Source organism: Shewanella litorisediminis, assembly GCF_016834455.1.
In the GTDB taxonomy this organism is placed as follows: Bacteria; Pseudomonadota; Gammaproteobacteria; order Enterobacterales; family Shewanellaceae; genus Shewanella; species Shewanella litorisediminis.
Genome location: NZ_CP069213.1, coordinates 1962548 through 1983536, shown reverse-complemented (window position 1 = coordinate 1983536; position 20989 = coordinate 1962548). Strand labels below are relative to the sequence as shown.

Annotated in this window: 17 protein-coding genes and 1 tRNA gene; 4 read left to right on the top strand and 14 right to left on the bottom strand. The window is 52.7% G+C overall.

The window, feature by feature from the left end:
• Positions 1-5: 5 nt before the first annotated feature.
• Together nrdB and yfaE are read left to right on the top strand one after the other, a co-directional pair.
• Positions 6-1136 (top strand): class Ia ribonucleoside-diphosphate reductase subunit beta, encoded by a 1131-nt coding sequence (nrdB, locus tag JQC75_RS08610; RefSeq protein WP_203326975.1) that lies wholly within the window; start codon positions 6-8, stop codon positions 1134-1136.
• Complete coding sequence (gene yfaE, locus JQC75_RS08605) at positions 1105-1464, top strand: class I ribonucleotide reductase maintenance protein YfaE (RefSeq protein ID WP_380797529.1); 360 nt, start codon at positions 1105-1107, stop codon at positions 1462-1464. The genes nrdB and yfaE overlap by 32 nt, the downstream gene beginning before the upstream one ends.
• Before the next feature lies 1 nt (position 1465).
• On the opposite strand, the gene JQC75_RS08600 is transcribed toward yfaE, so the two are convergent.
• A complete protein-coding gene (locus tag JQC75_RS08600) occupies positions 1466-1954 on the bottom strand; it encodes a YciI family protein (protein ID WP_239002118.1) in 489 nt (162 codons plus the stop codon).
• A 219-nt stretch (positions 1955-2173) separates the two neighbouring features.
• A complete protein-coding gene (locus tag JQC75_RS08595; protein ID WP_203326973.1) occupies positions 2174-4189 on the bottom strand; it encodes an NADPH-dependent 2,4-dienoyl-CoA reductase in 2016 nt (671 codons plus the stop codon).
• Positions 4190-4351: 162 nt separating this feature from the next.
• Between JQC75_RS08595 and sppA the strand changes: the two genes are divergently transcribed.
• Positions 4352-6205: a signal peptide peptidase SppA gene (gene sppA, locus JQC75_RS08590; RefSeq protein WP_203326972.1), complete on the top strand. Its 1854-nt coding sequence runs from the start codon at positions 4352-4354 to the stop codon at positions 6203-6205.
• 155 nt (positions 6206-6360) lie between these two features.
• Positions 6361-7374 (top strand): asparaginase, encoded by a 1014-nt coding sequence (gene ansA, locus JQC75_RS08585; protein WP_203326971.1) that lies wholly within the window; start codon positions 6361-6363, stop codon positions 7372-7374.
• Positions 7375-7429: 55 nt separating this feature from the next.
• Here the strand turns inward: ansA and JQC75_RS08580 are convergent, their stop codons facing one another.
• The 12 genes from JQC75_RS08580 to astE all read right to left on the bottom strand — a co-directional run bounded on the left by JQC75_RS08580 (position 7430) and on the right by astE (position 20938).
• Positions 7430-7723: a YeaC family protein gene (locus tag JQC75_RS08580; protein ID WP_203326970.1), complete on the bottom strand. Its 294-nt coding sequence runs from the start codon at positions 7721-7723 to the stop codon at positions 7430-7432.
• Positions 7720-8037 carry a zinc ribbon domain-containing protein gene (locus JQC75_RS08575; protein ID WP_203326969.1) on the bottom strand — a complete coding sequence of 106 codons (318 nt, stop codon included), beginning with the start codon at positions 8035-8037 and terminating at the stop codon, positions 7720-7722. Before JQC75_RS08575 ends, JQC75_RS08580 begins: the two co-directional genes overlap by 4 nt.
• Before the next feature lie 5 nt (positions 8038-8042).
• The gene (locus JQC75_RS08570; protein WP_203326968.1) at positions 8043-9170 is read right to left on the bottom strand and encodes a M14 family metallopeptidase; all 1128 of its coding nucleotides are present in this window, start codon (positions 9168-9170) and stop codon (positions 8043-8045) included.
• Positions 9171-9281: 111 nt separating this feature from the next.
• Positions 9282-9956: a response regulator transcription factor gene (locus JQC75_RS08565; RefSeq protein ID WP_203326967.1), complete on the bottom strand. Its 675-nt coding sequence runs from the start codon at positions 9954-9956 to the stop codon at positions 9282-9284.
• A 176-nt stretch (positions 9957-10132) separates the two neighbouring features.
• A complete protein-coding gene (locus tag JQC75_RS08560) occupies positions 10133-11920 on the bottom strand; it encodes a DUF885 domain-containing protein (protein WP_203326966.1) in 1788 nt (595 codons plus the stop codon).
• Positions 11921-12154: 234 nt separating this feature from the next.
• Positions 12155-12242 (bottom strand) — tRNA-Ser (locus JQC75_RS08555).
• A gap of 364 nt (positions 12243-12606) precedes the next feature.
• A complete protein-coding gene (locus JQC75_RS08550; RefSeq protein ID WP_203326965.1) occupies positions 12607-14607 on the bottom strand; it encodes a methyl-accepting chemotaxis protein in 2001 nt (666 codons plus the stop codon).
• Positions 14608-14775: 168 nt separating this feature from the next.
• Positions 14776-15843 (bottom strand): quinolinate synthase NadA, encoded by a 1068-nt coding sequence (nadA, locus tag JQC75_RS08545; RefSeq protein WP_203326964.1) that lies wholly within the window; start codon positions 15841-15843, stop codon positions 14776-14778.
• A gap of 149 nt (positions 15844-15992) precedes the next feature.
• Positions 15993-17570: a dihydrolipoyllysine-residue acetyltransferase gene (locus JQC75_RS08540; protein WP_203326963.1), complete on the bottom strand. Its 1578-nt coding sequence runs from the start codon at positions 17568-17570 to the stop codon at positions 15993-15995.
• A gap of 9 nt (positions 17571-17579) precedes the next feature.
• Positions 17580-18557: an alpha-ketoacid dehydrogenase subunit beta gene (locus JQC75_RS08535; RefSeq protein WP_203326962.1), complete on the bottom strand. Its 978-nt coding sequence runs from the start codon at positions 18555-18557 to the stop codon at positions 17580-17582.
• 3 nt (positions 18558-18560) lie between these two features.
• Positions 18561-19739 (bottom strand): thiamine pyrophosphate-dependent dehydrogenase E1 component subunit alpha, encoded by a 1179-nt coding sequence (locus JQC75_RS08530; protein WP_203326961.1) that lies wholly within the window; start codon positions 19737-19739, stop codon positions 18561-18563.
• A gap of 152 nt (positions 19740-19891) precedes the next feature.
• The gene (gene astE / locus JQC75_RS08525) at positions 19892-20938 is read right to left on the bottom strand and encodes a succinylglutamate desuccinylase (protein WP_203326960.1); all 1047 of its coding nucleotides are present in this window, start codon (positions 20936-20938) and stop codon (positions 19892-19894) included.
• Positions 20939-20989: the final 51 nt, after the last annotated feature.

Below are 20989 nucleotides of genomic sequence, written 5' to 3'. Positions count from 1 at the left end.
AACTCATGGCTTACACTACTTTTTGTCAAACTCCCAACGATGCAACCCGCGAACCTATGTTTTTCGGTCAGTCCGTTAACGTTGCTCGCTACGATCAGCAACGTTACGAAGTATTTGAAAAGCTGATTGAAAAGCAGCTTTCATTCTTCTGGCGTCCCGAAGAGGTAGACGTAAGCCGTGACAAGATAGATTTCGGAAAGCTGCCTGATCACGAAAGACACATCTTTATTTCCAACCTCAAGTACCAGACCCTGCTGGACTCTATTCAGGGTCGCAGCCCCAACGTGGCCTTTTTGCCTTTGGTGTCGCTGCCTGAGCTGGAAACCTGGATTGAAACCTGGTCTTTCTCTGAGACTATTCACTCCCGCTCATACACCCATATCATTCGCAACATTGTGAATGATCCCTCGTCTGTGTTTGATGACATTGTAGTGAATGAAGAGATCCTCAAGCGCGCCGGCGATATCTCTGCCTACTATGATGAGCTCATCAAGCTGACTCAGATTTATCACCTCCATGGCGAAGGCACCCACACTGTGGATGGCCATGTGGTTGATGTCACTGTCCGCGCCCTTAAAAAGGCACTTTATCTGTGCATGATGTCGGTTAACGCCCTGGAAGCCATCCGTTTCTATGTGAGCTTTGCCTGTTCGTTTGCCTTTGCCGAACGTAAGCTGATGGAAGGTAACGCCAAAATAATCCGGCTTATCGCCCGTGATGAAGCGCTGCACCTTAACTCAACCCAGCATATCCTCAACATCATGCAGGGTGGCAAGGACGACCCGGAAATGGCAGAAATTGCCGCCGAGTGTCAGCAGGAAGCCTACGATCTCTTCCTGCGGGCTGCCGAGCAGGAAAAAGAATGGGCCAAGTACCTCTTTAAAGATGGCTCCATGATTGGCCTTAACGAGCAAATTTTGTGTCAGTACGTGGAGTACATCACCAACCAGCGGATGAAGTCCGTTAACCTGCCTGTGCCCTACCCAGAGTCAACCAATCCATTGCCATGGATGAAGAACTGGCTCGAGAGTGATGCTGTGCAGGTAGCGCCTCAGGAAGTGGAAGTGTCCTCTTACCTGGTCGGCCAGATTGATGCCTCAGTCGATGAAAATGAGTTCTCAGACTTTGATCTTTAAAAAGGCGCCTATCGTTAGCCTTCAGGGACAACCCGTGCTGCTGTTCAATGGACAGCAGCAGTCTCTGCTGGAGGCTCTCGAAATCAAAAAGATCCGAATCTTCTCTGAATGTCGAAGCGGATTTTGCGGTGCCTGTAAGACCAAGGTTCTCAGTGGCTCTGTCACGTATTTTACCGAGCCATTGGCAGCGCTTTCTGCTGACGAATGCCTGCCCTGCTGCTGCGTGCCAGAATCGGATTTAAATCTGGCGCTCAGTCCCAAAGGTGCCGATACAGTCGTGCATCCTCAGGTACTCAACGCCAGAGCCAAAGCGGTGTTGGTAGACTGATTCAGATTTGCTTTTTGGCTAATTTTTCATGCAGTTCAGGCAGCAGAGTGATTGCAGCCGAGCCATACCAAGGCACCAGCTCCATCACCAGACTGCCCGCTTTTACGGCCGGATCGCTTTCTGTAAGCACCCTTGCTTCTTCCACGCTCTTCACATCAAAAAGATAAATACCGCGAAGTTCCCCATCGTTCAGAAAGGGGCCTGCCAGCAGCAGCTTTCCTTCTTTGGCCAAACGGCCGATATTATCCAGATGCGCCCGTTGCAACTGTGCCCGCTCTTCATCAGTACCAGTGCGATTGGGCCCCTTCTTCAAAAACGCCATCACATAGGATTTCATACCGTATTCATCGGCACCCGCTTTGGCCGCCAGCACGTCATCGTACTCGGCTTGTGCAGGTAGCGATGTCCCCAGGTTAAGGGCTATCGCTATTGCTGCAGTGGACGAAAGGTATTTGGTCGCCTTGAGCATGCGTGCAGTGTGAGATCCCATGTCGGACTTCCTGTGTTGGATTGGTTTTTTGGGCAAGCCCATCGTGGTAACGCTAGCAGCCGGCGCTTGAAGAAGCCATGTTTTAAGCAGCAATAAAAAAGCCCACGGGGGTATGGGCTTTTAGAGAACACAATTCACAAAACAGTGTATTGGTGATCGAGGTTAAAAATTAACCGCGCTGCTGCAAGCACAGTATGATGCTGTACCTCTTCGCGCGCGTCACATCCGCATCGCCAGCTCAGCGCCCTGACGAATGGCCCGTTTGGCATCCAGCTCTGCCGCAACGTCCACGCCACCAATCAAGTGCACCGGCTTTCCTGTGGCCTCCATTTCAGCCACCAGAGATCGGTTGGATTCCTGACCGGCGCAGAGTACTACCGTATCCACATCCAAAACCTTTACCTCGTCATTCACGCGGATATGCAAGCCCTGCTCATCGAAGGACTCGTAGCTTACGCCGTTCATCTGAATAACCCCATGCATCTTGGCCACGGTCCGGTGGATCCAGCCCGTGGTTTTGCCAAGCCCCTTGCCCATGGGCGTAGTCTTGCGCTGAAGCAGATAGATGGTGCGCTCAGCCGGCTCTTTGACCGGCGCCTTGAGGCCACCACGTGCCGTATAGGCGTCATCTATGCCCCATTGGTCACGCCAGCGTTTGGGATCAAGCGTACTTGAGTCTTTCTCGCCAAGGTAATGAGCCATATCGAAACCAATGCCACCGGCGCCAATCAAGGCGACCTTGTTCCCCACGTCCACTTCACCGGTCAGTACCTGTTGATAGTTAACCACGCGGGGCGAATCAAAGCCGGGCAGCTTAACCGCCCGCGGCAACACGCCTGATGCTATGACTACCTCATCAAAGTCTTCGTCTGCAAGGGCCTTCGCATCCAAACGGGTGTTGAGCCTTAATTCAACACCGGTTTGCTGCATCTGGTTGTTGAAATAGCGTATGGTTTCGTTGAACTCTTCCTTGCCGGGAATTTTACGGGCCAGGTTAAACTGCCCACCCACTTCCGCTTTGGCTTCAAACAACACCACCCGGTGGCCGCGGCTTGCCGCGTATATGGAAAACGCCATCCCGGCAGGTCCTGCCCCCATAACGGCAATCTTCTTGGGCTGTGAGGTTTTAGGGAAGTTAATCTCTGTCTCATAACAGGCTCTGGGATTAACCAAACAGGTCGCGCGCTTCATCTTGAAGGTATGGTCGAGGCAGGCCTGATTACAACCAATGCAGGTGTTGATAAGGTCACTCTGCCCTGCGGCCGCTTTATTGACAAAGTCAGCGTCGGCCAAAAAGGGGCGCGCCATTGACACCATGTCGGCCTGACCGGATGCCAGAATATGCTCAGCTATTTCTGGCGTATTGATCCTGTTGGTCGCAATGAGCGGGATGCGCACTTCCTGCTTCAAGCGTTCTGTTACCCAGGCAAAAGCGCCTCTGGGTACACTGGTGGCAATGGTTGGGATCCGGGCTTCGTGCCAACCAATACCCGTGTTGATAATGGTCACCCCCGCTTCTTCAAGCCCTTTGGCAAGCGCCACCACTTCATCCCAGCTGGAGCCTTCTTCCACCAAATCCAACATTGAAAGGCGGAAAATAATAATAAAGTCATTTCCGACAGCGGCGCGAATAGCACGGACGATTTCCAGCGGAAAACGGCTGCGGTTTTCAAAACTGCCGCCCCAATCGTCCCGACGCTTATTGGTGCGCGAGCAGATAAACTGATTAATCAGATACCCTTCAGAGCCCATGACTTCTACACCATCGTAACCGGCCTTGCGGGCAAGTTTGGCACTGGTGGCGTAATCCTTGATGGTGCCGCGAATTTGCCGGGCCGACATGGCGCTCGGCTTAAAGGGGGTAATCGGCGCTTTAAGCGCGCTGGGTGCCAGAGAAAACGGATGATAACCGTAGCGGCCGGCGTGCAGTATCTGCATGCAGATTTTACCGCCGGCACCATGTACGGCATCTGTGACGATACGATGACGCTTCACCTGCCAGGGAAAACTTAATTGAGAAGCATGGGGCGCCAGTCTGCCGCGCAAATTGGGGGAAATGCCGCCAGTCACAATCAATCCTACGCCACCGGCAGCGCGCTCCCGATAAAATGCAGCCAGCTTTTCAAAGCCACCTTTTTCTTCTTCCAGTCCCGTGTGCATAGAGCCCATGAGTACGCGGTTTTTAAGCTGGGTGAAGCCCAAGTCCAATGGCTTCAACAAATGCGGAAACGACATTCAAACACCCTTTTAAAACATGTGATCCAAGTCAGCATATCCTGTGTCGAGTATAAGCTCAACCGTCCAGTCCCCTGAATGTTAAAAACCTTTACAATTGCATTTCGCCGCAATGAGTTATTTGCGGTAGCATATGCCCAGCGTCAACTATAGGAGTGCTGAATGGCCAAAAAACCCCTGACAACAAAAAACACCCTGCTTCTTATCTGGAATACGATAAATTTCATCCGTAAACTGATAATTAATATCGTATTTTTCCCAATACTTATTCTGGTGTTGATTGTTGGTATCGTCGCATTAAGCACAGAAGATGAGCTGCGTGTAGAATCCGGCAGCGCCCTGGTGTTGGACTTATCCGGCAACCTTGTCGATCAGGCCAGGCGTGTCGATCCTCTGACCCAACTTATGCGTCAGGGCAATCAAAACAGCGAAGAAAGTGAAATTCTGCTTTCAGACGTGCTTTATGTCATCGAAAACGCGACCCATGACGAGCGTATTGGCGCTATCGTTCTGGATCTTGGCAACATGCGCGCGGGGATCAGTAAGCTCACCGCCGTCGGTGAAGCCTTGAAAGGTTTTCGCCGGGCCGGCAAAAAAGTCGTGGCTATCGGAGACTGGTACGGCCGCAGCCAGTATTTTCTGGCAAGCTATGCCGACGAAATCTATCTGAATCCGCGCGGTGAAGTCTTCATCGACGGTTATGCTGCCTACAATCTCTACTTCAAGTCTGCGCTGGAAAAACTCAAGGTTAAGACGCACGTTTTCCGCGTGGGTACCTATAAGTCCGCCGTTGAACCCTATATCCGCGACGATATGTCGCCTGCAGCCAAAGAAGCCACTCAACTCTTGATTGACGACCTTTGGGGCAGCTATGCAAGCACGGTGGCAACAAACCGTGGTATAGAAACCAGCGAGCTGGTGTTAGACGCAGACACCTATCTGGCACGTCTTGATGCCAATGACGGTGACAGCGCTGTGCTTGCTGTCAAACAGCGTTGGGTCGATGCTTTGATGAGCGATGAAGAGTTTCGCACCGCCATGGTTGAGCTTGTGGGCGAAGACAAGGAAGAACACAGCTTCCGTCAGGTGGGTTTCCACGAATACCACAAGCTGGTTAAACCTCAACCACAGTTTATGCCGGTAGACAGCGTGGGCGTTATCGTTGCCAAAGGCACCATACTCAACGGTTTCCAAGCTCCGGGCGATATCGGCGGCAAGAGTACATCCCAGCTAATCCGTGATGCCCGTTTTGATGATTCCATCAAGGCCCTGGTGTTGCGTGTAGACAGCCCCGGCGGAAGTGCCTTTGCCTCAGAAGAAATACGTCAAGAGCTCTTGGCACTCAAAGCCGCCGGAAAACCTGTGGTCGTGAGTATGGGCAGTATGGCGGCCTCCGGTGGTTACTGGATTTCCGCCAGCGCCGACTACATCTATGCCACGCCCACCACACTCACTGGCTCCATCGGCATATTTGGCCTGATGACTACCTTTGAAGACTCTCTGGCGGCCATAGGCGTGCATGCCGACGGAGTCGCCACCAGTGAGTGGGCCGCCCATTCACCTTTCCGCCCCCTGTCACCCAAGTTGGAAGCCGCAATCCAGCGTAACATAGAGCGTGGTTACGAGGAGTTTATTACCCTGGTGGCCAATGAACGCGATATGACGCTGGAACAGGTAGATACCATTGCTCAGGGACGGGTATGGAGTGGTAAAAAGGCACTGGAACTTGGCCTGGTGGATGAAATCGGTGATATGCCACAGGCGCTGGCCAAAGCCGCCGAGCTTGCCGGCATGGCGACCTTTGACATTCATCTGATTGAGCAGCAAATGTCACCTGAAGAGCTGTTTATTCAGGAGATGTTTGCCTCTGCGGCGGCCTGGCTGCCACAGCAGACCCAGCAAAGTGATATGGTGCAATCCCTGCTGCGCGTTTGGACCAGAACCCTGCAAGAGATAGCGCGCTTTGACGACCCCAAGGGCGTATATCTCTACTGCGAATATTGCCAACTGCAATAAGTTTGCTCTGAACAGTAAAAACCCGGCACCTGCCGGGTTTTTCTTTAGGCGGCTTTCTTTGCCACTGAATTTGTCACTGAATTTGCCCCTGAGGTTTCGTTTAGGCGCCGGGATCCTTATAATTCGGTCAAAATCAAACAGCAGTCACCTCACCCATGAAAAAGCCCTCAATCTATGTCGCCTACACCGGCGGTACCATCGGTATGCAGAAAACCGCCAATGGTTTTGCACCCGTGGCAGGATTTTTAACCCAGTGCGTACAATCCATGCCGGAGTTCTATCACGAAGAAATGCCGGACTTTGTGATCCACGAGTATGACCCGCTGATTGACTCATCCAACATGTCGCCCGCCCATTGGCAGATGATTGCCGATGATATCCGCGACAACTATGACAAGTACGACGGCTTTGTTATTCTCCATGGCACAGACACCATGGCCTATACCGCATCGGCACTGTCATTTATGCTGCAGGGCCTGAGCAAGCCCGTAATAGTGACAGGCTCGCAAATTCCCCTGGCCCAGCTTCGCTCCGACGGCCAAACCAACCTGCTCAATGCCCTGTATATTGCCGCACGATACCCGGTTGCCGAGGTATGCCTGTTTTTCAATAACAAGCTGTTTCGCGGCAATCGCACCACCAAGGCACACGCCGATGGTTTTGATGCCTTTGCCTCGCCCAACTTCCCGTTACTGCTGGAAGCCGGAATAACCATTAACCTCAAAGCTGGTAAAATCACCCGCGAAACGACAGGTAACCTTGAGGTCGCCTGCATTTCGCCTCAGCCTGTTGGTGTGGTCACCCTGTATCCGGGGATTTCTACCGATATCTTTATCAACGTACTTCAGCAACCGGTAAAAGCACTTATTTTGTTAACCTTTGGCGTAGGCAACGCACCTCAGGATCCGGCGCTGCTTAACACACTCAAAGAAGCCGATGAACGGGGTGTGGTGCTGGTTAATCTGACCCAGTGTTTCCAGGGTAAGGTCAATATGGGCGGCTATGCCACCGGCAACGCCCTCGCCAGAGCCGGCGTCATAAGCGGCGCCGACATGACCATTGAAGCCTGTCTCGCCAAATTGCACTTCCTGCTGTCTAAAAATCTGCCTCCGGCAGACATAAAAGCCGCCATGCAAACCAATCTTGTGGGTGAGCTCACCAGCGATTGAGCATAAAAAAGCCGGTCACAGACCGGCTTTTTAGTTTTATCCCCGTCAGTGCTGATTAGATTTCATCATTACTGAAGGTGGCGATGGTTTCACCGCCGAAATCCGACGCCATACGACGTTTCAGCTCGCTTTTGGACAGCTCATTGATGCTGCCACCGCGGGCGATAGTGAAATGTTCATCCTGGTCCAGCATGCGGGCCTGATACAGCATAACGACTTGCATCGCATTTTCGCGCTGGGCTTCGCTAAGCACACTGCCATCTTCCCATTTGCCAAGCTCAACCGCCGAACGCATCCGCTCGTACACTTCCACTGGCATATCATCAATCAGCTGATTTAAGTCTTTCATACACTTTTCCGCTTATTTATCACCATCTGCACCCGGGTGACGAGATAACCCACAAAGCCCAGGGTCAGGAGCACAGCGCCAGCCGTAAGACGGATGCCTTCCGGCTCTTCGCCGCCCCAAAAGAGCACCACTACGCCGCCGATAAACAGGGTCATGGTAATAAAGCTCTGGTTCATCAGTCGCTGTGACTTTTTGATCTGGGCAATTCGCAGCGCCGAGTCATTGTCACCTGTAGATGAGGTGCTGCAGTGTGGACACTGGGGCGCCTTACTGGAAATCCGCTTGTTACATACAGGACATTGCACTAATGCCATAACGATTATCTCAGCTTGTCTACAACGGCCAACATGGCAATGAGTGACGCCTCACCCAATTGCTGGCTGCGCTCTGGCGACCAGCCCACAAAGGGATCCTGCAGATTGGCATTGTCTTTAAAAGGCATCTCAAGGGTATTGGACAGGCAGTTGAATGTCTGTGCAACCCAGTTGGACGCCACCGTCAGGTTGGCTTTGCCCGGTTCATCCTTGGTATAACCAAATTCAGTTTGGAAATCGGCACTGGCAAGACACAGCACATCGGTAAACTGCTTTTGCAAATCGGCCAGGCGGGCATCCCAGCAGGGTACACCCTCTGCGCCTGCCACAAACACATAGGGCAGCCCTTCATCGCCGTGTACATCATAGAAAAGATCCACGCCGGTTTCTTTCATGCGATTAACCACATAAAAGACCTCTGGGCTGCGCTCAAGTGACGGGGTCTGCCACTCACGATTAAGATTAACGCCTTTGGCATTGGTACGCAGATGACCACGGACGCTTCCGTCAGGATTCATATTGGGCACAATGTAAAAATTGGCTTTGTCCAGCAGCGCCTTGGCGGTGGCGTTTTCACGATCGAGCAAGCGATTGAGCAAACCTTCCACTAACCACTCCGCCATGGTTTCGCCGGGGTGCTGACGGGCTGTTATCCAGATATTGCGCTTGTTGCTGTCACCGTCGCCCACCTTGACCAGTGTCATATCACGGCCATCGAGGGTCAGTCCAAGGTGTTCGAGGTCAACCAGAGGATGCATTTGCACAGCGGCGAGCAGGTCCAAATGACGCTCGTAGCTGTAGGGGGCAAAATAGGCAATCTGAATGCTGCTGCAATCCAGGGTGACATCGATTGACAGTTTGCCATCCTGAAACTGTGTGGGTAAGCGGAACCAGTTCTGGCGGTCATAGCTGCCAACCGCCTGATACTCGTCCCAGCCTTTGGGATAAGACGCTGCACCGGCATTGATGATATTCAGGCGAAAATGGTTACCCACTTCCCCTTCCATGCGAAAGTTAAACCATTGGAAGAACTCGCCACCTTCGTCTGGACGAATCGCCAGTTGAATGTCGTTGTGATCGTCAAGGCTGACAACCTGAATGTTGCCACCATCAAAATTGGCGCTGATCCGCATCTGCTTTTCCTGCTGTCTGTGTAGGATACAGGCCCAGCGACACCAGGCCCGAAAGATGCCCTAGAATACCCCAAAAACACCAAATCTTGAATGCGTTGCCGGGAATTCTTGTCAACAACTGGTGAAGCTGTAACCCTGTCCGCGCACAGTATTTATCATGCTCCTCGGCAGCTTGGTTTGTGCCAGTTTTCGGCGGGTATTGCTGATGTGCATATCAAGGTTACGGTCGAATCGGCCAAACTCTTTGTGCAGCACGCTGCGCTGCAGTTCCGCTTTGGTGACAACCTGGCCCTTTCGCTCAAACAAATAACGAAACAGCTTGAATTCGGTTTGGGTGAGCATCACCTGCCGGTCGCCTACACCAATCATATAGCGGGTGTCATCAAACTGGATTTCGGGGGCTGTTTCGTTGCTTACGGGCGGCGCCTGACGGTTAATCCGTCTGGCAAGCGCCTGCATACGTACCATAAGCTCTTTGACACTGAACGGTTTGGTCAGGAAATCGTCTGCGCCCAGTTGATATCCGCGAATGCGCTCTTCTTCGCTGTCGAGCGCGGAAATCACTATGACAGGTAACTGGTTTTTCCGTTTCATCAACATGGAGAAACCATCCATTCCCGGCATCATCAAGTCCAGCAGGATAAGTTCAGGCGTATCGTGCTCCATCAAGGCCAGGGCTTCGAAACCATCGGCGGCAACCGAAACCGACAAACCTTCACGGGACAGCGCCTCAGTGAGCAGTTCACGAAATCCATTGTCATCTTCAACCAAGAGTATTTTATTCACGGCTCATATCGTAATGCGAACGGTTGTCATTTACATTAGCATGATGTTAAAACGGTGCCAAGTAGATCTTTGAGTATTATGTGACGTTGAACATTGATATTAACGGTTTGTTATTAAAAGGTTTTCACATGACAACAAAAAGGCCGCTGCTGCGGCCTTTTACTGAAATCTGGGCGTTACTGCACCATCAACTCACGAATGTATTTCACCGGGGCACTGCCAAAACTCAGGAAACCCTCATGGAATGTCTTCAAATCAAAGCTTTCTGGCGCTTTGGCTTTAAGCTCTTCGCGAAAATCGTATATTTCACGATAACCGGCATAATAGCTGGTCAGCTGTACCTGACTTAAGGTCGCCCTGCGCCATTTGCCGGCCGCCTCAGCCTCTTGCTGGAATGCTTCTTCCATCATGAGCTTCATGGCCTCCTCCTGTGTCATGCCCTTCACCTGAATGCTGTAATCCAGGATGGTGTTGGCAATCACCCGCAGGTTCCACTTGTAGTACATCAGCCACATTTCGGGTTCGAAGTTGCCATAGCCTTCTTCCAGCATCATCCGCTCTGTATACACTGCCCAACCTTCCACCATGGCCCCATTGCCGAACAGACTCTTAATAAGGCTTGGGGACTCATTGGAGTAAACCAGTTGGGTGTAGTGGCCCGGAATAGCCTCGTGAATGTTGAGCACCTGCAAAATCCAGTGGTTGTATTCGCGCAGGTAAGATTCGGCCGATTCGTCGGACATGCCATCCAGTGGGGTCACGTTGTAGTAGGTATTGCCACCTTTGTCATAGGGGCCGGGGGCGCTGATGGAAGCCCCTGCATAGCCGCGCATGTATTCCGGCGTCTCACGCACCACCAGGGGCTTATCGGGATCCAGTGTAATAAGCTGTTTTTCATTGACGAACTTGACCAGTTCAGGGATCTGCGCCCTCACCTCATCGACAAAGTCTTCACGTTTCACATGCTTTGCCGACAACGTATCAATCAGCATACGGGTCGCGATTTTAGTGTCTTCCGGCATTGGCTCGCTGAAGTACTTACCCCAGATTTCTTTTGTTATCCTGGCCATTTCCGCATGAACCCGAACCATATCGGCACTGGCTTTATCGTACAGAGCCTTGGCAGTCATACCCGACTGTATATCCAGTGCAAATTTTTCTTCGTAGAGCGCTTCGCCAATACGAAAATCGCGGGCGCCATTGGCCTTGAGATTGTTGCTCAGGGTTTCAAGCCAGCTGATATGCTCATTGATGGCCGTAACCGCCGCGTCAAAACGCTGTGTGAACAGGCCTTTCTCGGCGTCAGTCAGGCCAGAGGCCGCAACCTTGGCGACCAACTCATCGTTAAAGACCGAAAACGCGCCCTGGTTCTGCAATAACGCCAGCTCAGTATGCTCCAGCGTAGGATCCTTGATATTTTTTCTGGCTGCGTCATAAAAAGCTGGAACATTTTCAAGGCGTGACACCACAGAGCGCAGACGTTCATCCAGCGGCGCAAAATCTTCATTGATGATTTGTGCAAAACCGCCCGCCACATTGTAACCGGAAGGATCCCACTGCCATGATCTAAAACGGGTTTGTTCCCACTCAACGCTGTTGAGGAGATTTTCAATCAGGCGATAGTCAATCAACTCGCTGGTGGACAAGCTCTTGGTATCGAACGACTGCAGCTTCTCTCGCTGAGTGTTCACGAACGCGAGAGTTTTGGCGCGCTGAGCCTCATCGGCGACTTCCAGAATGCCATCGTACTTGTGATAGCCGCTGTACAATGCCCAGGTGGGCGCCACTTGCCAGAGCGCGTCGATAAAGGCGGTACTGAAAGACGCAAAAGATTGAGTTTGTTGGCTGGCGACTGCACTTGAAGCGGCATTTTGTTCATGACTATGAGTGGTACTCTTGTCACTGCAGGCACCGAGCGACAGCGCGGCAATGGAAATGGCGAGGGCTAGGGTATTTTTTTTCACAGCGCATTCCTTTCAGTCCATCAAAGGGACTTTTATGAGTAAAGTCCCTAAGTAAACCATTAAATTGCCATGAATTTAAGTAACAACATCTCTTGTTACCAATTTTACGTCTGCCGGAATGACAAGCGGATGAGGAATGGGGACATCGACGGACTGTAACAGCCTTTTTTGTCACACCTATGCCGGAAAGCAAAAACGGGAACCAGTAAGTTACTGATTCCCGTTCTCTAAATATGGCGGTGAGGGAGGGAGTCGAACCCTCGATACGTTTCCGTATACACACTTTCCAGGCGTGCTCCTTCGGCCACTCGGACACCTCACCATATTGTTATCGTCAGTCAGAGCTTAGCTTTCCCCTGTCGACGGAGCGGTACTTTACGCAAATGCCCCAAAAGGGTCAAGCAAAAAGCCAATAAATTTTATCGTTTGCATACTTGCTGAGCAAAGCGGTGAGATAACGATCATTTCGGTTATTTATCAAGGTGACACTGGCAAGGGGTTGCAACGAAAAGACGTTCGCAACGTGTGAATAATCCTGCCTTTAAATTACCCTTGAAGTGACCGACAGAATGTGCGAATAGGGTTTAAGATACAGACACAACAAAAAAGCGGGCCTTGGCCCGCTTTTCACTGCTTGAAATATCCAACCACCCTTAAACCCGGCGACTAAGGTTCACTATTTGGGCTCAGCGACGGCTCAAGGAAAATTTACTGACCTCTTTGCCCATCGCGTCCACCGCACTTAAGAGGTCGTCATTGATGCGGCCGAGCTCGTCGGCCACCTGATGGGTGTTCTGGTAAATTTCGCTTATCCTGAGTGCATTGCGATTCACTTCCTCTGCGACTGCACTTTGTTCGTGTGTTGCCGCCGCAATCTGCTCGTTCATACTGTCAATCACGCTGACATAATCCACAATGCGCTTCAGTTCTTCGCCGGCGTGCTTTACTTCCTCCACACTGGCCTGAGCCTGGGTTTGACCACGGGACATGGCGTCTACCGCAATCCGGGCACCTTCTTTAAGCCGCTCGGTCATGGTACGAATATCTGTAGTGGAAGACTGAGCGCGCTGGGCAAGCGAGCGTACTTCGTCTGCGACCACAGCGAAGCCGCGCCCCATTTCCCCTGCTCTGGCGGCTTCAATGGCCGCATTCAGCGCCAGCAGATTGGTTTGCTCGGCTATGCTACTGATGACCTCAAGCACGCTTACAATGCCCTGAATGTCGGTATCCAGTTTGGTAATGGCCACTGCCGCAGCATCAATTTCCAACGCCAGCGCGCTGATGGTTTTGCCTGTGTTGCCCACTTCTTTGTTGCCGGTACGGGCTTCCTGATTGGCTTTACCCGAAGCAGACGATGCCTCCACAGCGTTGGAAGCAATCTGGCTTACCGTCGCGCTCATTTCAGTCATGGCCGATGCCACCTGCTCGGCCTCTGAATGCCCCTGGGCTACATCATGGCGCATTTGAATGGAGTGTGACTCCATGCGCTTAACCGCATCTGTCACTTTGAGACTATTGGTTTTAACCTGATGAATTACCGCTTCAAAATCGGTCATCATCCCGTTAAAAGCATTGCCCAGAAGCCCCAGTTCATCTGCGCTGTTCACATTAATACGGATGGCCAAATCAAACTCTTCGCGGGCACGGCGCATCTGGTTTTCAATATGCACCACAGAGCGATTGAGATACCCCATTACCGACAGCCCCATTAACGCCACCAGAACGAGCACTGCTACCAGAGAGATCATCATCAGCATCATGTGCCAATTGGCGGCCTGCAAACGGGAGTGCGTAAGACTGCCCAAACTCTTTGCCAGTTCATTCTCAATACTGTAGAGCAGGTTAATCCTGGCGGTGGACGCCTTAAACCAATCTTCTGGAGAAGTTTTGGCGATAGCCTGATTGTCCTGACTTAACGCAAGTTCACGATAACGGGTCACTTCCGCCACTTCCGGACTTTGTAATGCACGCTGCCAACTCCGGCGCCATTCTTCAGCCGCCAGGGCGTCGAAACGCTCCGCGTAGGTGTCCTGCTCTGACATCAATCTCACAGCACGGGTATAAACGCCGGGCTTAAAGCCATCGTTACCAAATGTCGACGAGAGTACGGCCCTTTCTATTCCGGCACGTTCTTTCATTTGCAGATAGGCACTGAAGGCAGCAGAAGCGACTGCGATTGTCTTGTCGGCGCCTTCATGAACTATGTCATCAACTATGCCGAGCAGACGTTTATTGAGGCCCGTGTAATAGGCCACTTCATCTGCAACCGAAATGCTCAACCCATCAACCTGGCCCCGTATCGTAGCCAGTCTGCCAAGCTCAGCCGTGGCGGCCTGCACCTCATCCTGAACATGGCTGGCGAACTGCTTTCCTTTCACGTACTGGCTGAAGGCCCGCAACTTCTCATCGGTTAAACTGCGTTGGGAAGGCAACTGGGCCTTGAAACGCTGGCCATTTGAGCCCAAAAAGCCTGCGCTCATGCCGCGCTCCTTTTGCAGTTCATGCACCAGGGCGCTGTTAATCACTGCGAGATCGGTGAGCTGCTGCACATTTTGGAGGGAGTTGGATTCATCGATTTTATCGTTAAGCAGAATGCCACCAAAGATGAGAAAGCCCAAAAGAGGTGGCATAAACACCAACATGAGTTTGAATTTCATACTGAGGTTGGCAATCCATCGCATGTTCATAGAGGTTCCCTTTAAATCTAATATAGACGCGCCTAACGTAAGGGCTTTATCGATTTTAGAGGGGTAATTGTAGTCGGCATATACCCAATTGGTCTTGGTTTGCCTATAAAAAAACCGCCGAAGCGGTTTTTGTGTTGTAGATCATATTTCAGTCGGTAACCAAGAGTATCAGGCGTTACCTTTAACCTGCATATTAAGGGTTTTGGCAAAGTCCAGCATACGATCCAGTGGCAACTTCGCCCTTTCCCGCAGAGCGTCATCCACAAAAATCTCATGGGTACTGGCATCGGTAGCACTGAGTGCAGCCTCAATGGCTTTCAGACCATTCATTGCCATCCAGGGGCAATGGGCACAGCTCTTACAGGTAGCGCCGTTGCCACCGGTTGGCGCTTCAATCAGGGTTTTCCCCGGAGCCGCCTGCTGCATCTTGTAGAAGATGCCCTTGTCGGTAGCCACGATAAAGGTGTCGTTTGGCAAGGTTTGCGCTGCTTTAATGAGCTGGCTGGTTGAACCGACGGCATCGGCCATCTCAACCACACTGGCAGGCGACTCAGGGTGTACCAGCACGGCAGCATCAGGATATTGGAGCTTAAGCTCACGCAGTGCTTTGGCTTTGAATTCATCGTGAACGATACACTCGCCCTGCCACAGCAGCATCTCGGCGCCGGTTTGCTTGGCGATGTAGCTGCCAAGGTGCCTGTCCGGACCCCAGATGATTTTTTTGCCTTCGCTATCTAAGTGCTCAACGATTTCCAGGGCAATGCTGGAGGTGACCACCCAGTCTGCACGGGCTTTTACCGCAGCCGAGGTATTGGCATACACCACGACAGTGTGGTCTGGGTGGGCATCGCAAAACGCACTGAAGGTTTCAATGGGACAACCCACATCCAAAGAACAGGTGGCTTCAAGGGTTGGCATCAGCACGGTTTTTTCCGGGCTTAAGATTTTGGCGGTTTCACCCATAAACTTCACGCCGGCAACGATAAGCGTCTTGGCGGGGTGATCGCGGCCAAAACGGGCCATTTCCAGCGAATCGGAAACGCAGCCGCCGGTTTCTTCTGCCAGCGCCTGAATTTCAGGATCTGTGTAATAGTGCGCAACCAGCACCGCATCGCGTGCCTTCAAAAGCGCCTTGATCTTTTCTTTGTATTCAAGCTTCTGCGCATCCGATAGCGGAATAGGCTTGGCCGGAAACGGATACTGAATAGGTTCCAGAATGGGGGCTTGCTGACTCATGGTAATTCCAACATCACACAACTTGGGCGCATTATACGAAAACCCGACCAAAAGATTAAGGTGTTTTCGCCGGGGGCCTATCCTGGCAGTAACCCCGTTAAAAAAACAAAGGACGCCGTTGGCGTCCTTTGAAGAGGATTGAGCAATTATCAGCGCATGGCCAACAGCATGTCTTCCGGTTGCTCCAGATACTGCTTCCACAGGTTACAGAAACGGGCAATGGTGCCGCCATCAATAACCCGATGGTCGCCACTCCAGCTCACCTGCATTATCTTGCGGGCCTGCACGCTGCCATCTTCTGCAAAGCGTGGCAGTGTCTGCAACTTACCCAGCGCCACAATGGCCACCTCAGGCTTGTTGATGATAGGCGTCGCCACAGTGCCGCCCAGGGCGCCAATGTTGGAAATCGAAATGGTACCGCCTTTGAGGTCCGCAGGACTGACACGACCACTGCGGGCTGCGTCCGTCAGACGGGTGATCTCACGGGCCACATCCAGAATCGACTTACTCTGTACATCCTTCACGTTCGGCACCAGCAGGCCCACTTTGGAGTCTACAGCCATACCGATGTTGTGGCTGGCCTTGTAGGTCAGCTCGGTGCAATCGGCATTCACCTGACTGTTCACCACTGGGAACTCGGTGAGCGCCAGCGACAGCGACTTCATGAAGAACGGCATCATGGTCAGCTTGAGATCGTCACTGCTGTACTTGGCCTTCATGCGCTCGCGCAGGGCAACGAGTTCTGTCAGGTCAATTTCTTCGCAGTAGGTAAAGTGCGGGATGCTGGACACTGAGTCCATCATCTGACGCGCCATCGCCGCTTTGACGCCGCGAATAGGCTCTACTCTGTCACCTACTGCGCTCTGTACAGGGGCAGCTTGTGTTGCAGGCGCCTGCACTGCTGAAACTTGAGGAGCAGCTGGCGCGGCGCCGCCTTTCAGATATTGCTCGATGTCTTCCTTGTACACACGGCCGTGCTTACCGCTGCCGGGTACCTGCGACAAATCCACATCCAGGCTGCGGGCCATGCGGCGAACTGCGGGGCTTGCCAGGGCCTTGCCGTTACCATTCACTGGAGTTGCTGCACGCTCGGCCTGACTGGAGCTAACTGCAGGCGCTGCCACGGCAGGAGCTGTTGCGACCGGATGTTCGGCTTCAACTTCAATGGCATAAAGCGGCGCATGCACCTTGGCAAGCTGGCCCTTTCGATAATGCAGGGTAACGATTTTACCCGCCTTCAGGGCTGGAATTTGCACCAGTGCCTTATCGGTCATCACGTCGGCAATGGGCTGGTCTTCTTCAACCATATCGCCTTCGTTTACCAGCCACTCGACCAGCTCACACTCCACAATGCCTTCGCCGATATCGGGCAGCAGGAAATCTTCCACCTGCTTGCCTGCGCTCACGGCTACGGGAGCAGCAGGCGCGGCGGCAGGTGCAGCTTCAACGGTCGATTCAGCCAGAGCCGCTGGCGCATCGGCGCCCTCGCCTTCGATTTCAACGGCATACAAGGGAGCATGCACCTTGGCGATTTCTCCCTTGGCGTAATAGAGCTTGCTGACAACACCGGCAAAGGGCGCCGGAATTTGCACCAGGGCTTTATCGGTCATCACATCGCAAATGGGCTGATCTTCGGCAATCTGGTCGCCTTCTTTCACCAGCCATTCAACCAGCTCACATTCGACCACGCCTTCACCGATGTCCGGCAAAATAAAATCTTTAATCATACCGGGCTCCTAGAAGTTGACGCTGGCCTTGATGGCTTCAAAGGTCTTGAGCGCATCCGGCATGTATTCTTTTTCGTGGATAAGTGGATACGGTGTATCCAAACCACACACCCGGGCGATGGGCGACTCCAGATACAGGAAGCATTCTTCCTGAATAGTCGCCGCGATTTCGCCGGCAAAGCCACCGGTGAGCGGCGCTTCGTGGTTAATCAGCAGACGGCCGGTCTTCTTCACCGACTCGGCCACTGTGTCCACATCCCATGGTGACAGGGTGCGAAGGTCGATGATTTCACATGAAATGCCTTCTTTCTCGGCCATTTCAGCGGCTTTTTCGACAATTTCCATCTGCGCGCCCCAGGCGAGCAGTGTGATGTCTTTCCCTTCTTTGACCAGTTCGGCCTTACCCAGCGGCAGCTCATAATCGCCTTCAGGCACTTCGCCTACACTGGCGCGGTACAAACGCTTGGGCTCAAAAAACACCACTGGGTTTTTGTCGCGGATAGACGCCAGCAGCAAGCCCTTGGCCTGATGGGCGTTTCGGGGCACAACCACCTTCAGACCCGGAGTTTGGGTAAAATACGCCTCTGGCGACTGAGAGTGATAGTGACCACCGGCAATACCGCCGCCATAGGGGGTGCGATACACCAGGCCACCCACGTTGAACTCGTTACCTGAGCGGTAACGGAACTTGGCGCTTTCGTTCACTATCTGGTCAAACGCCGGGAAGATGTAGTCGGCGAACTGGATTTCGGCCACGGCAGTGGTGCCGTTGGACGCCAGACCGTTGGCAAAACCGGCTATGCCCTGCTCTGTCAGCGGCGTGTTAAAACAGCGCGCCTTGCCAAAGGCTTCCTGCAGGCCTGAGGTGGCACGAAACACGCCACCAAAGTGGCCCACGTCTTCACCAAACACCAGCATGCTTGGGTCTTGTTCCATCGCAATGCGCAGGGCACTGTTGATGGCTTGCAACATATTCATTTCAGCCACGGCTTAGAGTCTCCCTGCGGTTTTTGGATAAGCTTGCGGATACTTCTTCACGTGAGCCTTCAGTGACTCCAACTGCTTTTTCAGCAGTGGCGTTGGCTCATCGTAAACATCCTCAATGATCTCATCGATGCGGGGCGCCGGGATCTTCTCGGCCACTTTCACAGCGGCCAAGACTTCTTCGCGATAGCGCTCGTACATGGCTTCGTCATCGGCTTCGGCAAGCCAGCCTTTGTTGATAAGCCACAGCTTGAAGCGTTTAACCGGGTCGTGTTCACGCCACTTGGCTTCTTCTTCCTTGGAGCGATAACCTGAAGGGTCATCCGAGGTTGAGTGAGCGCCAAGGCGGTAAGTCATGGCTTCAATCAACACAGGCGCATTGTGCTCAAGTGCATAGGCGCGGGCCTGCTGGGTGGCAGCCAGTACCGCCAGCATGTCGTTGCCGTCTACGCGGATGGTGTGCATGCCGTAGCCCACGCCACGGCTGGCAATACCATTACCGGCAAACTGCTCCTCTGTAGGCGTGGAAATGGCATAGCCGTTGTTGCGGCAGAAGAAAATCACCGGAGACTTGAGCACTGCAGCCATGTTCATGCCTGCGTGGAAATCGCCTTCAGACGCAGCGCCTTCACCAAAGTAACAAATGGCCACATTGCGCTCGCCTTTCATCTTCAGGCTGTAACCCACACCTGTGGCCTGAGGGATTTGAGTACCCAGTGGTGATGAAATGGTTTGATAATGCAGCGCTGCCGTGCCGTAGTGAATGGGCATCTGGCGGCCTTTACCGAGATCTTTTTCGTTACTGAACATCTGGTTCATAAACTGCTCGGTGGTAAAACCGCGATAGCGCAGGGCGGCGTGCTCACGGTACTGAGCCAGGATAACGTCTTTGTCATCCAGGGCCGCGGCGCTGCCAAGAATGGCCGCTTCCTCACCGGTACAGGTCATATAAAAACTGATGCGGCCCTGGCGCTGTGCGCCCAACATGCGCTCGTCCAGTACGCGGGTAAACACACAGGCGTCATAGATGCGCTTGGCAAGGGCTTCGTCGATTTGAGGGAGAACGGCTTCCTCGTAGGGAGTACCGTCCGCCTGAAGGATCTTGAGAATGGGGATGTGCAGCGACTCCCTGTCGAGGAAGGAGACCTTGTGCACTGTCTCTTGGTTTGTTGATGCGTTGCTCATATTCTGCTCTTGTTATCATTGAGGCCCACCCACGGCAGGCCTGTATGTAAAACGCGGGATGAACATTACGTTAACGTAAACTACCTGACAATCATTACACTATGACGGCGGGCAAGTTTCCCCCGTTTGCATGTATTAATTGCTTTACAGCTTTATTCCACGTGTGGATTTGCCGCGGGCACCAGCATAATAACGGTTCGCTGGCCAACGGGCACCTTGGCATTGGGGAACACCACTGCCTCGGTTTCCTGTTCAACCAAAATATCCTTTCCACCCTGACGTGCAATCACGTGGCCACGGGGGAATGCGGTAAAGTTCTCCACATCAGTGCTGAAGGTAAATTCAAAGTCCTCGGCTTCCTTGTTAATGACACGGCACACCTGGTACAGATTCACCTGGGTTTCATCGAAAGGCGCAAGTTCCAGTGGCTCGCCGCAAATAAGACGCTTGAACATCTCACGGGTACTGGCGAACTTACTCATGTCGTTCTGGCCCATTGGGTAGACCTTACCCAGCTCAATGGTGAAGGCGTCGGCGCGAAAGAGTTCAGACGAGAAATAACTGAAGGTCGTGGTGGGTTCGTGGTGAAAGAGCACTGTGTCTACGCCACTCGCCGCCAGGAACATGATTTGTTCGCCGCTGAAGGCTCGTCCGGGGCGGTAAGGATAAATGGCGAACTTCTCATGTCTGGAGCCGCGAATCGCGGTGTGCAGATCGTAATGAATGCGCTGCCTGCCCTCACCTTTTGCCGCGCCCTCTTGAAAGAAGCGGGTGACATAAGCTTCAAGCTTTTTGGCGCGTATCCGCTCGGGGTTACTGAGCCCCGGACCACGGCTGTGTTCTCCACTGAAAAGGCGGTTCATGTTTTCATCTACGATACGGGTGCCATTGTTGATGGCTGCGGGATTGCCAATCAGGAACAATACCCGCTCTTTAACCTGCAATCGCCCTTCCAGCAGATCCTGAATAAGGCCGTTACAGAGTTCAATGGGCGCAGTCTCGTTACCGTGCACACCGCTTGAAAGCACTATATCTTTTTGACTCTTGCCATCGGCAGGCTCAAATACCAGCGCGCCTGTATCCCAGAGGCTGACGAGAGTATGTTGATGGATAAGCACGGGGGCGATGGGATCAAGATGGTCGGGATTGGACAGGGTAAGATGCAAAAAGTCTTTGCAGCCTTGCAGTAGGTTAAGCACTTGGGTCTCCTTTCTCTGAGGCTTTCTTTCGTTGGGCTATTGCGATGAACT

Bases quoted from the DNA above. Each gene is read 5' to 3' on its own strand.
- nrdB (WP_203326975.1), top strand. From the start codon at position 6: ATGGCTTACACTACTTTTTGTCAAACTCCCAACGATGCAACCCGCGAA.
- yfaE (WP_380797529.1), top strand. From the start codon at position 1,105: ATGAAAATGAGTTCTCAGACTTTGATCTTTAAAAAGGCGCCTATCGTT.
- JQC75_RS08600 (WP_239002118.1), bottom strand. From the start codon at position 1,954: ATGGGATCTCACACTGCACGCATGCTCAAGGCGACCAAATACCTTTCG.
- JQC75_RS08595 (WP_203326973.1), bottom strand. From the start codon at position 4,189: ATGTCGTTTCCGCATTTGTTGAAGCCATTGGACTTGGGCTTCACCCAG.
- sppA (WP_203326972.1), top strand. From the start codon at position 4,352: ATGGCCAAAAAACCCCTGACAACAAAAAACACCCTGCTTCTTATCTGG.
- ansA (WP_203326971.1), top strand. From the start codon at position 6,361: ATGAAAAAGCCCTCAATCTATGTCGCCTACACCGGCGGTACCATCGGT.
- JQC75_RS08580 (WP_203326970.1), bottom strand. From the start codon at position 7,723: ATGAAAGACTTAAATCAGCTGATTGATGATATGCCAGTGGAAGTGTAC.
- JQC75_RS08575 (WP_203326969.1), bottom strand. From the start codon at position 8,037: ATGGCATTAGTGCAATGTCCTGTATGTAACAAGCGGATTTCCAGTAAG.
- JQC75_RS08570 (WP_203326968.1), bottom strand. From the start codon at position 9,170: ATGCGGATCAGCGCCAATTTTGATGGTGGCAACATTCAGGTTGTCAGC.
- JQC75_RS08550 (WP_203326965.1), bottom strand. From the start codon at position 14,607: ATGAACATGCGATGGATTGCCAACCTCAGTATGAAATTCAAACTCATG.
- nadA (WP_203326964.1), bottom strand. From the start codon at position 15,843: ATGAGTCAGCAAGCCCCCATTCTGGAACCTATTCAGTATCCGTTTCCG.
- JQC75_RS08540 (WP_203326963.1), bottom strand. From the start codon at position 17,570: ATGATTAAAGATTTTATTTTGCCGGACATCGGTGAAGGCGTGGTCGAA.
- JQC75_RS08530 (WP_203326961.1), bottom strand. From the start codon at position 19,739: ATGAGCAACGCATCAACAAACCAAGAGACAGTGCACAAGGTCTCCTTC.